Source organism: Mucilaginibacter angelicae (assembly GCF_042434235.1).
In the GTDB taxonomy this organism is placed as follows: Bacteria; Bacteroidota; Bacteroidia; order Sphingobacteriales; family Sphingobacteriaceae; genus Mucilaginibacter; species Mucilaginibacter angelicae.
Genome location: NZ_JBHLTS010000074.1, coordinates 22320 through 37057 on the forward strand (window position 1 = coordinate 22320; position 14738 = coordinate 37057).

The window sequence follows — 14738 nt, forward strand, 5'->3', positions numbered from 1 at the left end:
CTAAAGTCTACGGATAGCTGTCACAACCAGCTCCCATCTATTGCCAATACGGACGCACGAAATCAAAGCCAATGATTCCATAACTTTTAAATCTGATGAAAGCAATGGCAATTTTACCGGTTGTGAACTCATATCTTGTCCCGGATGCATGATTGTTATGCGGATCAAGCTGAAGTGTGATACGCTTCAGCTTGTATTGTGCTTTAACCTGTTTGAGTAATTTATTGATATAATAGAGATCCTTGCTTTCATAGGCCAGTCCCCCCTTATTGTACTCAACAATTTCCTCGTTAACCTTCCCTTCGTTTTTTTTAAAGGTCGAAAAAGCTTCTACTTTGATTTTGGTAGGAGTAAGAATCAAGCCCTTTGATACGAGATAAGCACTGTCGCTATTGTAACCATGGTTTATTGAGTCTTTAAGTTCAACGAAACTCAAAGATTGACCATATACGTCAAAGCACATCAAGATACAGCCGATAAGGAAAAGGGTTCGTTTCATAGCTGATTATTGGATATAAATGTAAAATATTAAAACCGCTGTTAACCCTTAAACAAATATTCGCCGTCAATGGCTATGATCTCAGACAGCAGGATAGAATTTCAAATAATAACAAAAAAGCGACAGGCATCCCCAGTCGCTTCAAAATATCATGAAATCCCTGAATCATGAAAATCAGCGGTCTTAATTGATCTGCTCCTTAACCGATCCGCATTCCTTCATATGCTCCGGGAAATACGGATTTTCAATAGGCTTGTTTAATGAAAGCCAATAGCCTCCCTTTCCTCCATCGGCCATCGGGCAAAAATCAACATAAATTGGTGCCGATTTAAATTTGGCCCCTTTAATCAAAGCAATCACATCCTTGCTTAATACTAAAAATGACTCGCGCTGGGCTTTAATATCTGAGGCATTGCTTATCTGGTGTGCCACAGCAGCTGTTTCGCTGCAACCTTTAATACCTGAAAGTTTGGTTTCCAAAGCGGTAGCAGCCGTTTTAATACCGGCAGCATCCGATTTAATAAATTCATCTTTTAAAGCGATATAAGCCTTAAAAACATCGCTGGTATTACTGGTATCAGCAACCTGGGTTTCGGCAGGTTTAACAGAAGCGCTTGTATCTGTTTTGGCAGTATCCTGCTGTTTTGCCGGTTGGTTACAGGCGGTGGCGGCGATTACCGCTAAAAAACAAAATCCTTTAATTATTTTCATATTACAATTAGTTTGTGCGGATAGCTTCAACCGGATCCAGCCTTGAGGCTGAGTACGCGGGGATGATACCTGCTATTACGCCTATTATAATTGAATAGCTTAAGCCCCTTGTAATGTTAGCGGCATCAAGTATTACCTGTACATCCAACGCTGCCTTTACGGCAAACGTAGCGAGATAAACAAAAAACAGCCCGATGAGCCCCCCTACTAAACAAAGCAGTACCGATTCAATTAAGAACTGCAATAATATGAAATAGTTTTTAGCGCCTAATGATTTTTGTATGCCGATGATATTGGTGCGTTCCTTTACCGATACAAACATGATATTGGCTATCCCAAAACCACCAACAAGTATAGAAAACAAACCAATTATAAAACCACCCCTGTTAACGATCTTAAATAAATCATCCAGCTGCTGGGTGATCATGGTTGTACGGTTCAACGAAAAATTATCGTCAGCACCCGGCCTTAACCTCCTGATCGAACGCATGAGGCCTTTGATCTCGCTTTCAACATCATCGGTCGGGATTCCTTTTTTACCGCGCACAATAATTGATGGGCCGTATTTCGAGCTCTGGATATCAATTAAATTGCGGGCAAAGTTAAGGGGCAGCAATACCTCCTTATCAGTTGAGATGCCCAGCATATCCTTTCCTTGTTTTGAAAACACGCCTACAACGGTAACATAACGCCCCATTACTTTAATCTGCTTGCCAATGGCATCGCCGTCGGGAAAAAGGTTTTGGGCTATATCATAACCAATATTGGTTATCGGGGCGCCGGTTTTTGATTCCATTTCGGTAAAGTAACGGCCGCTTTCAAAATCAAAATTCCAGGTTTTGTCATGATCCTGTGATGCAGCATCAACCTGGGCACCTTCAACCGTATTACTTTTATATTTTATAGTACGGTTATCAATGTTTATTTCATAAGATAAAGCTTCGGCTGTGGAGATGCGGCGCGTAAGCTCGTTAAAATCGCGAAGATCAGATTCGGGCCTTTGCAGATATTTCCACCAGGGAAAATCGCTCCCGCCTACCCATGGCCATTTTTGCACGTAGATACTGTTATTACCCAGCTTGTTAACACTGTTTTGCAGGTTATTACGCAGGGTATCAACTGCCGATTGTACAGCTATAATGGTAAAAATACCAATGGTTACCCCAAGTAATGATAGCAACGTACGTGTTTTGTTCTGCCTCAGGGCATCGCCGGCAAACAAAAAACTTTCCCTTAAAAGTTTTAAAAAAAGCATATAACTTATTTTGATCTTACTTGTTAATCAATCCTTATTGCACGGTTAGTGCGTGGAGGCATATAAATAACGGGCATTTTTATAGCTGATACGTTAAACCGCCTGTCAATATTTTTTTAGACAACAGCACATGATTTAAGTTACAGTATTTTTCAATTAATATAACGGTAGTGTAATTAAAACGCTTCTTAAAAAAATCTGTTAAATTAACAAAAAAATTCGTACATTTGCGCCCTTGAAAATTCATAAAAACAAGCATGAAATTATCTCAATTTAAATTCAACTTACCTGAATCCCTTATCGCCCATACACCCTCTGCAACCCGCGATGAATCACGTTTAATGGTTTTACACAAAGATTCGGGCAAAATTGAGCATAAAATATTTAAAGACGTGCTGGATTATTTTAATGATAAGGATGTAATGATCCTTAATAATACAAAAGTTTTCCCTGCCCGTTTATATGGCAACAAAGAAAAAACCGGTGCTACCATCGAAGTATTTTTGCTGCGCGAACTAAATAAAGAACTGCGCTTATGGGATGTACTGGTTGATCCGGCCCGTAAAATACGCGTAGGCAATAAATTATATTTTGGCGACGACGATTTGCTGATTGCCGAGGTTGTTGATAACACCACTTCACGCGGCCGTACTATCCGCTTTTTGTTTGACGGTACCGACGAGGAATTCCGTCGCAATGTTGAAATTTTAGGCGAAACACCACTGCCTAAATACATTAAACGTAAAGCTACTGCCGAAGATAAAGAGCGTTACCAAACCATTTTTGCTAAACATGAAGGTGCTGTTGCAGCCCCTACTGCCGGCTTACACTTTAGCCGCGAGCTTATGAAACGCCTTGAACTAAAAGGTGTTGACTTTGCCGAAGTTACCCTGCACGTTGGCTTAGGCACTTTCCGTCCGGTTGAGGTTGAGGATTTGACCAAACACAAAATGGACTCGGAGCAATTCATCATCGAACAAAAACAGGCTGATATTGTTAACCGTGGTATTGAGCGCAAATCAAGGATCTGTGCTGTGGGTACTACTTCAATGCGCACTATTGAATCGGCGGTTTCTGCCAACAAAACATTGAAAGCAGCTAACGACTGGACCAGCAAGTTCATTTTCCCGCCGTACGATTTTAGCATTGCCAACTCAATGATCACCAATTTCCATACACCGGAATCAACATTATTGATGATGATTGCCGCATTTGGTGGATACGAACACGTTATGAATGCATACGAAGTTGCAGTAAAAGAAAAATACCGCTTTTACAGCTACGGCGATGCTATGCTGATCATCTAATTTTTATTTAGATTTCAGATATTAGATTTGAGATATGAGACCACGGTTTCATATCTCATTTTTTTTGTGGTAGTTTTGACCATTAGCCTGTTTATAAAATGAACGTTAAAAGCCATGCATTGCGAGGAGCCGAAAGGGCTTATGCAGAGAAGCGACGTGGCAATCGCACGCGTGGCTCATCGCCTTACACAATGACATGGTTGTAAATCATGTCCCATCTGGGTCTTCTGCAATACCTTGATGGGGCGTTATGACATGGTTAATTAAGTTTTTAATTTTCAGTAAAAAACAAATGCCCTCTAACCTCCAATCTCTAACCACTAATCTCCCCCACTACGTCATCATAGTAGCAGGCGGTTCGGGCAGCCGGATGCAGTCGAGCTTGCCTAAACAGTTTTTGTTACTTGGTGGTAAGCCGGTATTAATGCATACCATCATGGCTTTTGAGCAAGCGGAGGCCAAACCAGGCATTATATTGGTTTTACCAGCAGACTATCATAGTTACTGGCAACAGTTGATACAGGAATATTCTTTTAACATCCCCCATCAGCTGGTTACAGGCGGAGAAACCCGTTTCCATTCAGTTAAGAACGGACTTGACCTCATTGCCGATCAGGAAGCCCTGATTGCCGTACAGGACGCCGTACGCCCGCTTGTATCCCCTGATATTATTGACGATGCCTACAAGTGTGCTGCCGAACACGGAACAGCCGTAGTGGCCGTTAAAAGCCGCGATTCCATACGCCAGGTAAAAGAAGGCAGGTCTATAAGCCTGATCAGGGATGAGATTTACCTGGTGCAAACCCCGCAGACCTTTAAAGCTTCGCTGCTCAGGAAAGCTTATGAACAGCCCTTCGATACTAAATTTACAGATGATGCCAGCGTTGTTGAGCAATATGGCGCCGAAATAAAACTTACAGCAGGTGATCACAGTAACATCAAGATCACCTTTCCCGAAGACATTGCCATTGCCGAACTGCTTTTAAGCAAAAAGCCACAGCTATAACAGCCATGGCTTTTTCTATTTGCAATACAAGGTTAAATTTGTTATGCCCGCCTGATTACACCTAAAAGTACAGCTATAATAGCTATTACTAACAGTATGTGAATCAAACCACCGCCAAAGGGGTGTATAAATGCTCCAAACAGCCATCCTATAACCAGGATAACAGCGACAATGTACAATAAGCCTCTCATTTTGTATGTTTTTAGTTAAGTAAATGTGTAATCACCTATACTAAAATCATTCCAAAAAATAGAGGCCAACAAAAAAACCCTTATTGCTAAGGGTTTCGCTATTGTGTTTAATACTCGTCTTCGTTAAAGAAGAAGTCGTCTTTAGTCGGATAATCCGGCCAGATCTCTTCTATATTTTCGTACGGTTCGCCATCGTCTTCAAGTGCCTGAAGGTTTTCGATAACCTCAACAGGAGCGCCTGAACGGATAGCATAATCAATTAATTCATCTTTTGTTGCGGGCCATGGTGCATCTTCCAGGTGCGATGCCAGTTCAAGTGTCCAATACATCGTTTTTATTTATATTATAATTATCAGTAAAATTTACTTTTTCGCAAAAGTATAACATTTTCAAATTGAATATCAATATTTTTTTTCAATTTTTCAAATCCGTGGTATCCACTGATTTTCAGTTACTTTATTAACATTTGCAATTTTGCGTGCCAAAGTGAACAGGTAATCGCTCAACCTGTTCAGATAAATATTCACTTTTTCGTCAACTATACTTTCTTCGGCAAGCTGAACAGTTATCCTTTCGGCCCTGCGGCAAACACATCTTGCAATATGGCAAAATGAAATCACATTACTGCCACCCGGCAAAATAAAATGTTTAAGCGGGGCCAGGCTTTCATTCATAGTATCCATTTCAATTTCCAGCATTTCCACATCGCTCATGTGTAAATCCGGAATAATCATTCGTGACCGCTCCGGGTCGGCCGCCAGCGACGAGCCAATAGTAAACAATCTGTCCTGTATCTGCTTCAATACCTCCTTATCATGTGCATCAATATCCTGATCGCGGATAAGCCCTATGTATGAATTAAGTTCATCAACTGTACCGTAGCTTTCAATGCGGATATGGTGCTTGGGCACACGGGTACCGCCAATTAATGAGGTTAACCCTTTATCGCCCGTTTTAGTATAAATTTTCATACTTAATTTAATAATAACTCACAACAATCCCGTTACAAAAAAAGCCATTACTGGTAATCAGGAAATTAAAACAAAGCTGATCAAATCTTTTTTTCACAATTGATGTTATTCCAAATCTATCATCTTAAATTTTGTATTTCATAACGCTTTAGTATATTTTTTGCTAATGAAGTGTAATTTTTAAAATGTTAGCTTAAACTTGTACCCGTAATATCATCAAACATAATAGCGCTAAACTCATGAAATCGATCATATTATCATCTAAACTCCTTTGCCTGTCATTTGTGATACTGCTTTCAACCGGTTTCAGCTGCGGCGGCAACAGCAATACCAAGGCGCCTGCCCAAAAAACAGCAGCCCCTCCCAAGGTAAGCATGACCAGTTTATTAAGCGAAAAACAATTTAATGATCTTTTTCCGCAGCGCGATAAATTTTATACTTATGCTGCCTTTATTAAAGCTGCCGATGAGCTGGGTATGATCAGGGTAAAAGTAACCCGCCGGGCTACTTCGGTTTACCAGTTGGTACGCACCGATAAAAAAACAGGCAAAAGCGCCGTTGTACGCCAGGATGCCGACTGGAACGAAGAATGGGCCAAAGCCAAACCCGATAGTACCTACACCATTGATTACGGCAATTTTTGCACCGAATACAGTACTGATGTGAATAAAAAAGAGCTCGCTGCTTTCTTTGCGCACATTGCCCATGAAACCCGTCACGGTGTAAATGCTACTTACACGGATGGCTTAATGTTCATCCACGAGAGCAATACGAGCTTACCTTATGTTGCCGAAAACGATGAATACCCACCTGTTACCGGTAAAAAATACTATGGCCGCGGCCCAATGCAGCTGAGCTACAACGGCAATTACGGCTATGCTTCGGATTGTATTTTAGGCGATGATAAAATATTGCTCCAAAACCCCGAAATGGTGGAAACTGACCCGGTTATTGCTTTTAAAACTGCCATCTATTTTTGGATGACCCCCCAAACCCATAAACCATCCGCACATGATGTTATGACCGGCAAATGGCAACCCAATGCCGAAGATAAAGCTGAAGGCCGTACACCAGGCTTTGGCATGACCATTAATATTGTAAACGGCGAAGTGGAGTGCAACAAAGGCGAAAACATGTACAACATGAACGACAGGATTGGCTTTTACCAGTTTTTTCTGAAAAAACTGGGCGTTAGCGATGCTAATTGTGCCTGCTCATGTGGTAAAATGAAGCCTTATCATTATTAAAGGCGTTGTTTTTGAATTTTAAAGCAAAAAAAGTTATTATTGTATTAACATTTTACAACACTAAACTTTAAAATTTGGAATCCGCTATTGAAAACGCCGGCTTATACCCTCCGGCAACCGATCAGTTCGGTGATATCCTGGGCAGCCTGAAAAACAAATTCAGAGTTGAACAAACCGGGCATATTGATTTTCATTTAGAGCAGTTTAGTATTTTCAAAGACTATCTTGATATCAGCGTTAAGCAATCATACGCTATAAAAAACAAAAATAACGACAGCTATGTGCTGTTTACCGAGTGCCAGCCTAAACACATAAGTCACCATGGCAAGGCTGCAACCGGCACACAATACCAAACCTGGGCGCTGGCTTATTTAAAGCATGATTTTGGCCGGGTACTCATCAGGCGCGAAACCCTTGTTGATAAAATCATTGAGCTGATCCACCCCGTTGAGCTTGATTTTGCTGAAGACAAAGCCTTCAGCGATACCTTTTATATGCTGGTAAGCGATCGTCAAAAAGCAATTGCCGGGGCCGACCGTAATTTCCGTAACGTAGTAATGGATATCAGGCTGGATGATTTTGTGATAGAGATTGTTGAGCACACCCTCATTATCGGTAATCACCATGCAATTTCAGTAGAAAAGGCTTTACACCTGGCAGAGTTTGTTTCGAGGCTTTGTACTACCTGCGATTAAAGCTCTTTTTTTAGTGTAAAGGTAAATGCAGTAAACTCGTCAATAACAGAATTTACGCTTATAGTACCGCCCAATGCTTCTACCAGGTTTTTAACCGTACTTAAGCCTACGCCTGATCCTTTTTTGTCAAACCTATCGGTATGCCCAACCGTGAACATAGGATTAAAGATCTTTTCGTAGTGTGCCTGCGATATGCCTATCCCGTTATCGGTAATGGTAAAAATATAAAATTGGTCATCCTCCCTGTATTCAATTTTAATTAGTCCCCTGGGCTTGTTGTTATAACGAATGGCATTACTAAGCAGGTTAATAATCACCTGTTCAAAAGCTACTACCGATGTTGTAATTGGAGCTGAAACAGGTAATTTCACAGTGAAATAATCAGGTATTTCAATCAATTTAATCGCTTCTTCCAGCAAATAAAGCATGTCGGCCTCTTCCTTATTTTGCGACAGGATCTTGTTGGATTTGGAATAATCAAGCATTTTGTCAAGCATTGCCAGCAACCTTTGCGACGAGTGGTTGATGATATCCACAAACTTATTACCTTTTTCGTCCGGATTCCCTTTAAAACGGTCTTTAAGGATTTGACCGGCAAGCAAAATGCTGGTTAAAGGGTTACGGATGTCATGCGCAGCCATCACTGCAAAACGTTCAAGGTATTCGTTTGATTTCACCAATTCGGCGCCTACTATATCCAATTCCTTTACTTTTTTACGCAACTCCAGTTGGGCCACCACCTGTTTGGCTAATGCTTTGAGTGCGATGATCTGGTTTGCAGTTAGTTCTTTCGGCTTGTTATCAATAACGCAAAGGGTGCCCAGGGCGTATCCATCGGGGTTTACAAGCGGCACACCGGTATAAAAAACAACATCGGGCTGTCCCTGTACCAATGGGTTATCAGCAAAACGGTCATCACTTAAGGCATCGGTTACTACCAGCACTTCCTCAGGCTCAAGTATAGCATGGGCGCAAAAAGCAAGGTCACGTGACGTTTCAGTAACATTAAGCCCCCGGTTGGATTTAAACCATTGGCGGTTTCTATCGATAAGGCTTATCAATGAAATAGGTGTTTGACAGATCTCCGAGGCAATAAAGGTTATTTCTTCAAAATCGTTTTCGGGCAAAGTATCCAGAATATTATATGAAATCAGGGCCTCAAGGCGTTCATTTTCGTTTTCCGGAATCGGAGGTTTAATCATTAAAAATCAATGAATTGCTAATGTAAGTAATATTAAATTAGCAACGCGGTTCAGTACCTAAATAATACTTTAAAAGACGCTGTAATGACCTTATTATTTTTAACACTAACATCTCTGCTCCAATTACATGCCAACCCCAAAATTGATACTATTGACTATTGGCATGTGAAATACAACGATAAAATAATAGCTGAATATACTGCTTTTGACAAAAAGCCGATTGTGATCAAAAAGCAAAGCATAAAAGACATCGATATATTGACTGTTGAATATGGCAATGACACACCATGCTATGAGGGTAACAGGGGGCTGTATGTTTTAAGTAATGATAAAAAACGGATCGCGATATGTACAGTGAACACTCCTCAACCATTAAAAGTCTATTTGAATTATATTATTGCCACGAAAGCATATTACCATCTAAAAAATCTTGATTTTTATTATTTCGATTGCAGGCGGGACGATTTGATATTTCGGTTAAAAATTGAATAGAATCATGAGATCAACAATAATACTCTTATTCCTGATAGTCGTTGGCTTTATATCTTCTGCCCCAAATAAAACCGATAAGCATATTCCCCATCGCCCGGCATCCATCGGTATTATCGGCGATACAGCTAATGTAAACACCCCGGTTAAAGGCGGCATAGCCATGATAGGCGGCGGCAAGGATGTTGATAATGCTTTTAAATGGATGATCAACCGCAGCGGCGGCGGAGATGTGGTGGTGATCCGTGCATCAGGCACCGATGCTTATGATCCCTACATTTTTGAACTGGGAAAAGTAAACTCAGTCGAAACGCTCAAAATTGATTCGCGCGAGCTGGCGAATAACGATACGGTTGCCAACATCATCCGCAATGCCGAAATGCTGTTTATTGCCGGTGGCGATCAGTCAAACTACATGAAATACTGGCGCGGCACAAAAACGCTTGATGCTATTAATTACCTGCTCAATATTAAGCACGCTCCTGTTGGCGGCACCAGCGCCGGCTGCGCTATTTTAGGAGGATTTTACTATAGCGGCGAGGATGGAAGTATTACAGCCGATGAGGCGCTCAATGACCCATACAATCCTTTGGTGAAAATTTATAATAATGATTTCCTGCAAGCACCCTACCTCAAAACTATAATTACCGATCAGCATTACCTTACCCGCAGCAGGCAGGGACGGCATGTTACCTTTTTAAGCCGCATCATTAAAAACTGGACCATTTACGCCAACGGCATAGCAGCCGACGAACGCACCGCCGTTTGCATGGATGAGAATGGGCAGGCAACTATAATCGGCACCAGCAAAGCCTATTTCCTGCTTACCGATGATAAGAAGCCGCCCGAAACCTGTGAGCCCGGTAAACCATTAACCTGGAGCAGGAACGGTCATGCCGTCAAGGTTTATGAAATCCAGGCAACTCCCGAAGGTAGCGGAAGCTTTGATATCGCCCATTTTAAACAGGGAAAAGCCACCGGCGGCAAATGGTACTGGTGGTGGGTTGATAATGGCAAATTAAATCAGCAGGCGATAGAATAGTTTTTTTAATGTAGAGACGCATCACATGCGTCTGTCGCAGGGTGGCTCTCAATGTACGTGTTTTTTACTTTAAAAACCATGTCATTTCGATGGAGCAAGGAAAGGATAAGCGTGGGGGCGAAAGAGAAATCTTCTACGCCCTGCAGAGCCTCACGCACCGTTAAAGCAGGATGCAGAAGATTTCTCCTTACCCCGCCCACACGTTCTCAGGCTGGTTCGTCGAAATGACAATGGGTTTTATTGATTAATATTCATTCACAAGATGTGTACACTTTAACTCTACAAAAACTATTTCAACACAGCTGGTAAAATATAATCCTGCATCATTTTGTCAACCTGCGGATGTGCGTAAGGCGTGTTGTAGGCCTCGGCGGTAATAATAACAACCAGCGGCTGATCGGTAAATACAAAGATCTTATTGCCGCCATTACCCGAGCAATAATAAGTTTCGTAAGCTTTGTTGTTTACAGTATAGGTTTTGTTCCAAAACAGGTAGCCATAAAAGCCTTCACCAACCACATCTTTAGGCAAAGTGAGGTGCCTGGTAAATGATTCTTTCACCCAACTTTGCGGAATCACCTGTTTACCATTCCATGAGCCGCCATTTTTATACAACTGCCCGAATTTTGCATAATCAAGCGAACGCATTTGCAGGCCGCCCGCGGTATTAGGTACATTTTGCGGGGTGTATTGCCATCGATAATTACTAATACCTAATGGCTTAAAAAGCTTTTCGGCCGAATATTTATCAAGCCTCTTGGGTACCGATTTGTTCAGGATATCACCTAATACCACTACGCCGGCTGTAAAATAGTTCCATTGTTTGCCTGCGGCTTTATTGCTGTCTGTTTTTAGGTCGAGTGTAAATTTAACCCAATCATCTGTGGGGTACATATTTTCCTCGTTCCCCGGCGAATCGCTTTTGTTGTCATCAGCATCAAAAACAGAGCTCATGGTAAGCAGGCTTTTCAGCGTTACATTTTCTTTTTGGGGCGAATAATTACCGTACTTTTTAAGGTGATAAAACTCCTTCAAGGTTTGGTTAACGCTTTTGATATACCCGTCATGAAGAGCTATCCCCATCATAGTCGAGGCAAAAGTTTTACCAACTGAGCGGGGATTGTGTAATGAATCGCGGGCGCTGCCGTTAAAATACTCCTCAATAAGCAGCTTACCGTTTTTGATTACCACAATACTGGTGATCTGCTTAAACCTGTTACCGGCAATAAGGGCATTCATCTCCATGATCTTCCTGGTATCGAACCCCTCTTTTGATACCTGCCAGCCGCTGCCGGCTTTTATAGGCTGGAGTTCGGCATCCTTTGGGTCAATTGCCGGGACGGTAAACCTGATCCCGCCCTGCGCTATCAGCTCACCCACCTTCAAATCGGGAATAGAAACATAAGGCCGCACTTCAATTTTCAACTGGTGAGTACCGGTTGTAAGCGCATCCTCCCCGCCACGGGCCATGAACCTGCCCCACAGAGAACGCCCCCATGAATCCTCGCCCCGGTTACTGATGAGCGGGACAAATATGGTGGTCTTTGTATTTTTTGTGGCTGGCAAATTGGCCCCTTTATGCAGGTTTTCCTGGTATGCCTGTTTGCCATCTACATAAAAAGTAAACTGAAAATTGCCCTGGTTCAGTTGCTCAACGTTTAATGATGGCTGTAAGCTATGCTGATAATTGGTTAAGGAATTGCCCAGTAAAAGCCGCATGTACAAATTATTAGCAGGTTTAGCCTCGTAACCGGTTACCAGATCGGTTTGTTTCAGTCTGTCAAGAGGAATGGTATCAGCCTCAAAAACAACTTTGCCAATATTGTTTTTTTGAAAGGCCGATGTAATGGCTTCAGGTTCGGTGATATTACCTGTTTGCGCGTATGTTTTACTGGCAACGGCAATTATTATGGAGAGTATCAATAAATAACGTTTCATTTTTGTTTGTTTAGATAATTACAAAACTGCCTCAATTAATACATTCAAAATAGAACAGGATTAACATGCCCTCAATAAAAGCTTACGGTATGCCGATGGATTACTGCCGCCAAATTGCCTGAAGCAGCGCAGAAAATGACTTTGATCGGCAAATCCGCAGGTAAAGGCGATATCTGTTAAGGACAATCCATCATCGGCCAGTAAAGCAAACGACTTTTCAACCCTGAGCTTGCGGATATATTCGCCCATTGTACAATTAAAATACTTCGAAAAATCACGGGACAAATGAACCGGGTGGAGCTGTAATAGCCCCGAAAGTTCGGTAAGCGTATGCTTCCGGGCAGGATCATCGGCCAGCAATTCTTTTAAATGCCCGGCCCATGCGGGCGCCTGCCGTGCCATAACAACGTTATTTAACTGCATCTTATTGAGAGTTTGCAGTAATAACGATTCTACAGCTATTGCGGTCAGTTCATCATTAACCTTCGATTCTTTAAAGATCCGGTATAAAAGAAACTTCACATCAGGGTCATCAACGGCAAAGCTGCCCTCCAGTTTATCCTGTTTTAGTTTCAGGTCATCAAACCAATGCTTTTGCAATTCGATATGAAAGCCGCGGGTGAAACCTTTGGGCTTAATGTTATAATGAGGATCGTGCCAGTTGTGAAACAACAAGCTGCCCGCCGGGCAATGATAAACTTCCTTTTTATTGCCCTCAATAACATTACCTGCCAATATAAAAGTGAAGTAGGCATTTTCATGGTAATGCCAGTCTACCTTATCAAGGGTGTATTCGGTATCAGTTATAGTGATTCCCTGTAAATGAGTTGTTTGATTGGTTTGTCCGTAAAAGCTGCCTGTTTGTAAATGTTTCACGGAGATAGATCATTACATTATTATACAATACTAAAACTATACACTCCCCCTTCAGGGGGCCGGGGGCGGCCTACACCTCCTCTACCTTGCGGTCAACAGTTTGAACGTTCGGATTAACGTAATCGTTCTCTATCAGGCCATCGCGCATGCGCACTATGCGGTGGGCATGCAGGGCAATATCCTCTTCGTGTGTTACCAGGATAATGGTATTACCTTTTGCGTGGATATCTTCAATAAGGCCCATGATCTCGATAGAGGTTTTAGTATCGAGGTTACCGGTAGGCTCATCGGCCAGTATAATGGATGGATCATTGATAAGCGCCCTTGCTACGGCAACACGCTGACGCTGTCCGCCCGAAAGTTCATTAGGTTTGTGATCCATACGGTGGCCAAGCCCTACGTTTTTGAGTGCGTTACCGGCACGTTCCATGCGTTTCTCTTTATTAATACCGGCATAGATCAGCGGTAGCGCCACATTATCTAATGCGGTACTACGCGGTAACAGGTTAAACGTTTGGAATACGAAACCAATTTCCGAGTTACGCACTTCGGCAAGCTCGCTATCGGTCATATGGCTTACATCTATCCCGTTAAGGATGTATTGCCCTTTGGTTGGTGTATCCAAACAGCCTAAAATATTCATGAGGGTTGACTTGCCCGAACCTGAAGGGCCCATTAAAGCAACAAACTCGCCTTTGTTAATGGAAAGCGAAACAGATTTAAGTGCGTGGATCACCTCGGTACCTATCACATATTTACGCCCGATATCTTTTATAGTTATTAACGGCTTGGCAGTATTTATTGGCTCCATGAATTATTTTTTGTTTGGACTGCACAAGGGTGCGGAATGTTACAGTGTTAAAGTCGAAAGTCTTAAGTTTTTAGTCTCAAGTCGTTTTTCCGTCGCCGATACTTAAAACTTCTGACTTCGAACTACAGACTTTGAACCTACTTCTCAATCACCTTGGCTACTAAAAAGTAGTTATCATCATGTTTAGGGGCATTTTCCAAAGCTTCCTCGTGCGTAATCTGTTGTTTAACCACATCCTCACGAAGCACATTGGCGCCGGTGGTCATGTATATCAGCGGTTCAACACCTGTGGTATCCACCTCGTTAAGTTTGGCCATAAAATCAAGGATCTTGCTCATATCCTTCATGTTATCCTGTACTTCGGTTTCGGTAAGTTCAAGGCGGGCCAGGTGGGCTACTTTTTCAACGGTTTCTTTATCAATGGTCATGCCTGTTGTTTTTTGTTTTATAATAGCGTGAACCTCATCGCGTAAAGCGTCGGCATCATCTACAGTTAAA

General features: G+C 42.1%; 17 protein-coding genes. 6 read left to right on the forward strand and 11 right to left on the reverse strand.

The window, feature by feature from the left end; genetic code table 11:
* Positions 1–37: 37 nt before the first annotated feature.
* The 3 genes from ACFFGT_RS24460 to ACFFGT_RS24470 form a co-directional block, all read right to left on the reverse strand.
* Positions 38–499 (reverse strand): hypothetical protein, encoded by a 462-nt coding sequence (locus ACFFGT_RS24460; RefSeq protein WP_377025142.1) that lies wholly within the window; start codon positions 497–499, stop codon positions 38–40.
* A gap of 183 nt (positions 500–682) precedes the next feature.
* Positions 683–1210, reverse strand: coding sequence for a DUF3347 domain-containing protein (locus tag ACFFGT_RS24465; protein WP_377025143.1), 528 nt, complete (start codon positions 1208–1210; stop codon positions 683–685).
* A gap of 7 nt (positions 1211–1217) precedes the next feature.
* Positions 1218–2465 carry an ABC transporter permease gene (locus ACFFGT_RS24470; protein ID WP_377025144.1) on the reverse strand — a complete coding sequence of 416 codons (1248 nt, stop codon included), beginning with the start codon at positions 2463–2465 and terminating at the stop codon, positions 1218–1220.
* A gap of 257 nt (positions 2466–2722) precedes the next feature.
* Here ACFFGT_RS24470 and queA point away from each other — a divergent pair, with 257 nt between their 5' ends.
* Positions 2723–3772: a tRNA preQ1(34) S-adenosylmethionine ribosyltransferase-isomerase QueA gene (gene queA, locus ACFFGT_RS24475; protein WP_377025145.1), complete on the forward strand. Its 1050-nt coding sequence runs from the start codon at positions 2723–2725 to the stop codon at positions 3770–3772.
* A gap of 292 nt (positions 3773–4064) precedes the next feature.
* Positions 4065–4778, forward strand: coding sequence for a 2-C-methyl-D-erythritol 4-phosphate cytidylyltransferase (locus tag ACFFGT_RS24480; RefSeq protein WP_377025146.1), 714 nt, complete (start codon positions 4065–4067; stop codon positions 4776–4778).
* A gap of 41 nt (positions 4779–4819) precedes the next feature.
* Here ACFFGT_RS24480 and ACFFGT_RS24485 read toward each other — a convergent pair whose 3' ends face one another.
* The 3 genes from ACFFGT_RS24485 to ACFFGT_RS24495 all read right to left on the reverse strand — a co-directional run bounded on the left by ACFFGT_RS24485 (position 4820) and on the right by ACFFGT_RS24495 (position 5940).
* Complete coding sequence (locus tag ACFFGT_RS24485) at positions 4820–4969, reverse strand: lmo0937 family membrane protein (protein WP_377025147.1); 150 nt, start codon at positions 4967–4969, stop codon at positions 4820–4822.
* A 107-nt stretch (positions 4970–5076) separates the two neighbouring features.
* Positions 5077–5298 carry a DUF2795 domain-containing protein gene (locus tag ACFFGT_RS24490; protein ID WP_002996718.1) on the reverse strand — a complete coding sequence of 74 codons (222 nt, stop codon included), beginning with the start codon at positions 5296–5298 and terminating at the stop codon, positions 5077–5079.
* Positions 5299–5391: 93 nt separating this feature from the next.
* On the reverse strand, positions 5392–5940 hold the full coding sequence (locus ACFFGT_RS24495) for a cob(I)yrinic acid a,c-diamide adenosyltransferase (protein ID WP_377025148.1): 549 nt from the start codon (positions 5938–5940) through the stop codon (positions 5392–5394).
* Positions 5941–6179: 239 nt separating this feature from the next.
* On the opposite strand from ACFFGT_RS24495, the gene ACFFGT_RS24500 reads away from it, so the two are divergent.
* Together ACFFGT_RS24500 and ACFFGT_RS24505 are read left to right on the forward strand one after the other, a co-directional pair.
* Positions 6180–7187 (forward strand): chitinase, encoded by a 1008-nt coding sequence (locus tag ACFFGT_RS24500; RefSeq protein ID WP_377025149.1) that lies wholly within the window; start codon positions 6180–6182, stop codon positions 7185–7187.
* Positions 7188–7261: 74 nt separating this feature from the next.
* Entirely contained in the window at positions 7262–7882 is a 621-nt protein-coding gene (locus ACFFGT_RS24505; protein WP_377025150.1) for a hypothetical protein, read from the forward strand.
* Here ACFFGT_RS24505 and ACFFGT_RS24510 read toward each other — a convergent pair.
* Positions 7879–9084, reverse strand: coding sequence for a sensor histidine kinase (locus ACFFGT_RS24510; RefSeq protein ID WP_377025151.1), 1206 nt, complete (start codon positions 9082–9084; stop codon positions 7879–7881). The two genes, ACFFGT_RS24505 and ACFFGT_RS24510, sit on opposite strands and share 4 nt — an antisense overlap.
* Positions 9085–9168: 84 nt before the next feature.
* Between ACFFGT_RS24510 and ACFFGT_RS24515 the strand changes: the two genes are divergently transcribed.
* On the forward strand, positions 9169–9576 hold the full coding sequence (locus tag ACFFGT_RS24515) for a hypothetical protein (protein WP_377025152.1): 408 nt from the start codon (positions 9169–9171) through the stop codon (positions 9574–9576).
* Between the two features lie 4 nt (positions 9577–9580).
* Positions 9581–10615, forward strand: coding sequence for a cyanophycinase (locus ACFFGT_RS24520; RefSeq protein ID WP_377025153.1), 1035 nt, complete (start codon positions 9581–9583; stop codon positions 10613–10615).
* Between the two features lie 288 nt (positions 10616–10903).
* On the opposite strand, the gene ACFFGT_RS24525 is transcribed toward ACFFGT_RS24520, so the two are convergent.
* The 4 genes from ACFFGT_RS24525 to gatC all read right to left on the reverse strand — a co-directional run bounded on the left by ACFFGT_RS24525 (position 10904) and on the right by gatC (position 14668).
* Positions 10904–12553 carry a serine hydrolase domain-containing protein gene (locus ACFFGT_RS24525; RefSeq protein ID WP_377025154.1) on the reverse strand — a complete coding sequence of 550 codons (1650 nt, stop codon included), beginning with the start codon at positions 12551–12553 and terminating at the stop codon, positions 10904–10906.
* 60 nt (positions 12554–12613) lie between these two features.
* Positions 12614–13429 carry a helix-turn-helix domain-containing protein gene (locus tag ACFFGT_RS24530; protein WP_377025155.1) on the reverse strand — a complete coding sequence of 272 codons (816 nt, stop codon included), beginning with the start codon at positions 13427–13429 and terminating at the stop codon, positions 12614–12616.
* Positions 13430–13499: 70 nt separating this feature from the next.
* Positions 13500–14240: an ABC transporter ATP-binding protein gene (locus tag ACFFGT_RS24535; protein ID WP_377025156.1), complete on the reverse strand. Its 741-nt coding sequence runs from the start codon at positions 14238–14240 to the stop codon at positions 13500–13502.
* A gap of 137 nt (positions 14241–14377) precedes the next feature.
* Entirely contained in the window at positions 14378–14668 is a 291-nt protein-coding gene (gene gatC / locus ACFFGT_RS24540) for an Asp-tRNA(Asn)/Glu-tRNA(Gln) amidotransferase subunit GatC (protein ID WP_377025157.1), read from the reverse strand.
* Positions 14669–14738 lie beyond the last annotated feature (70 nt).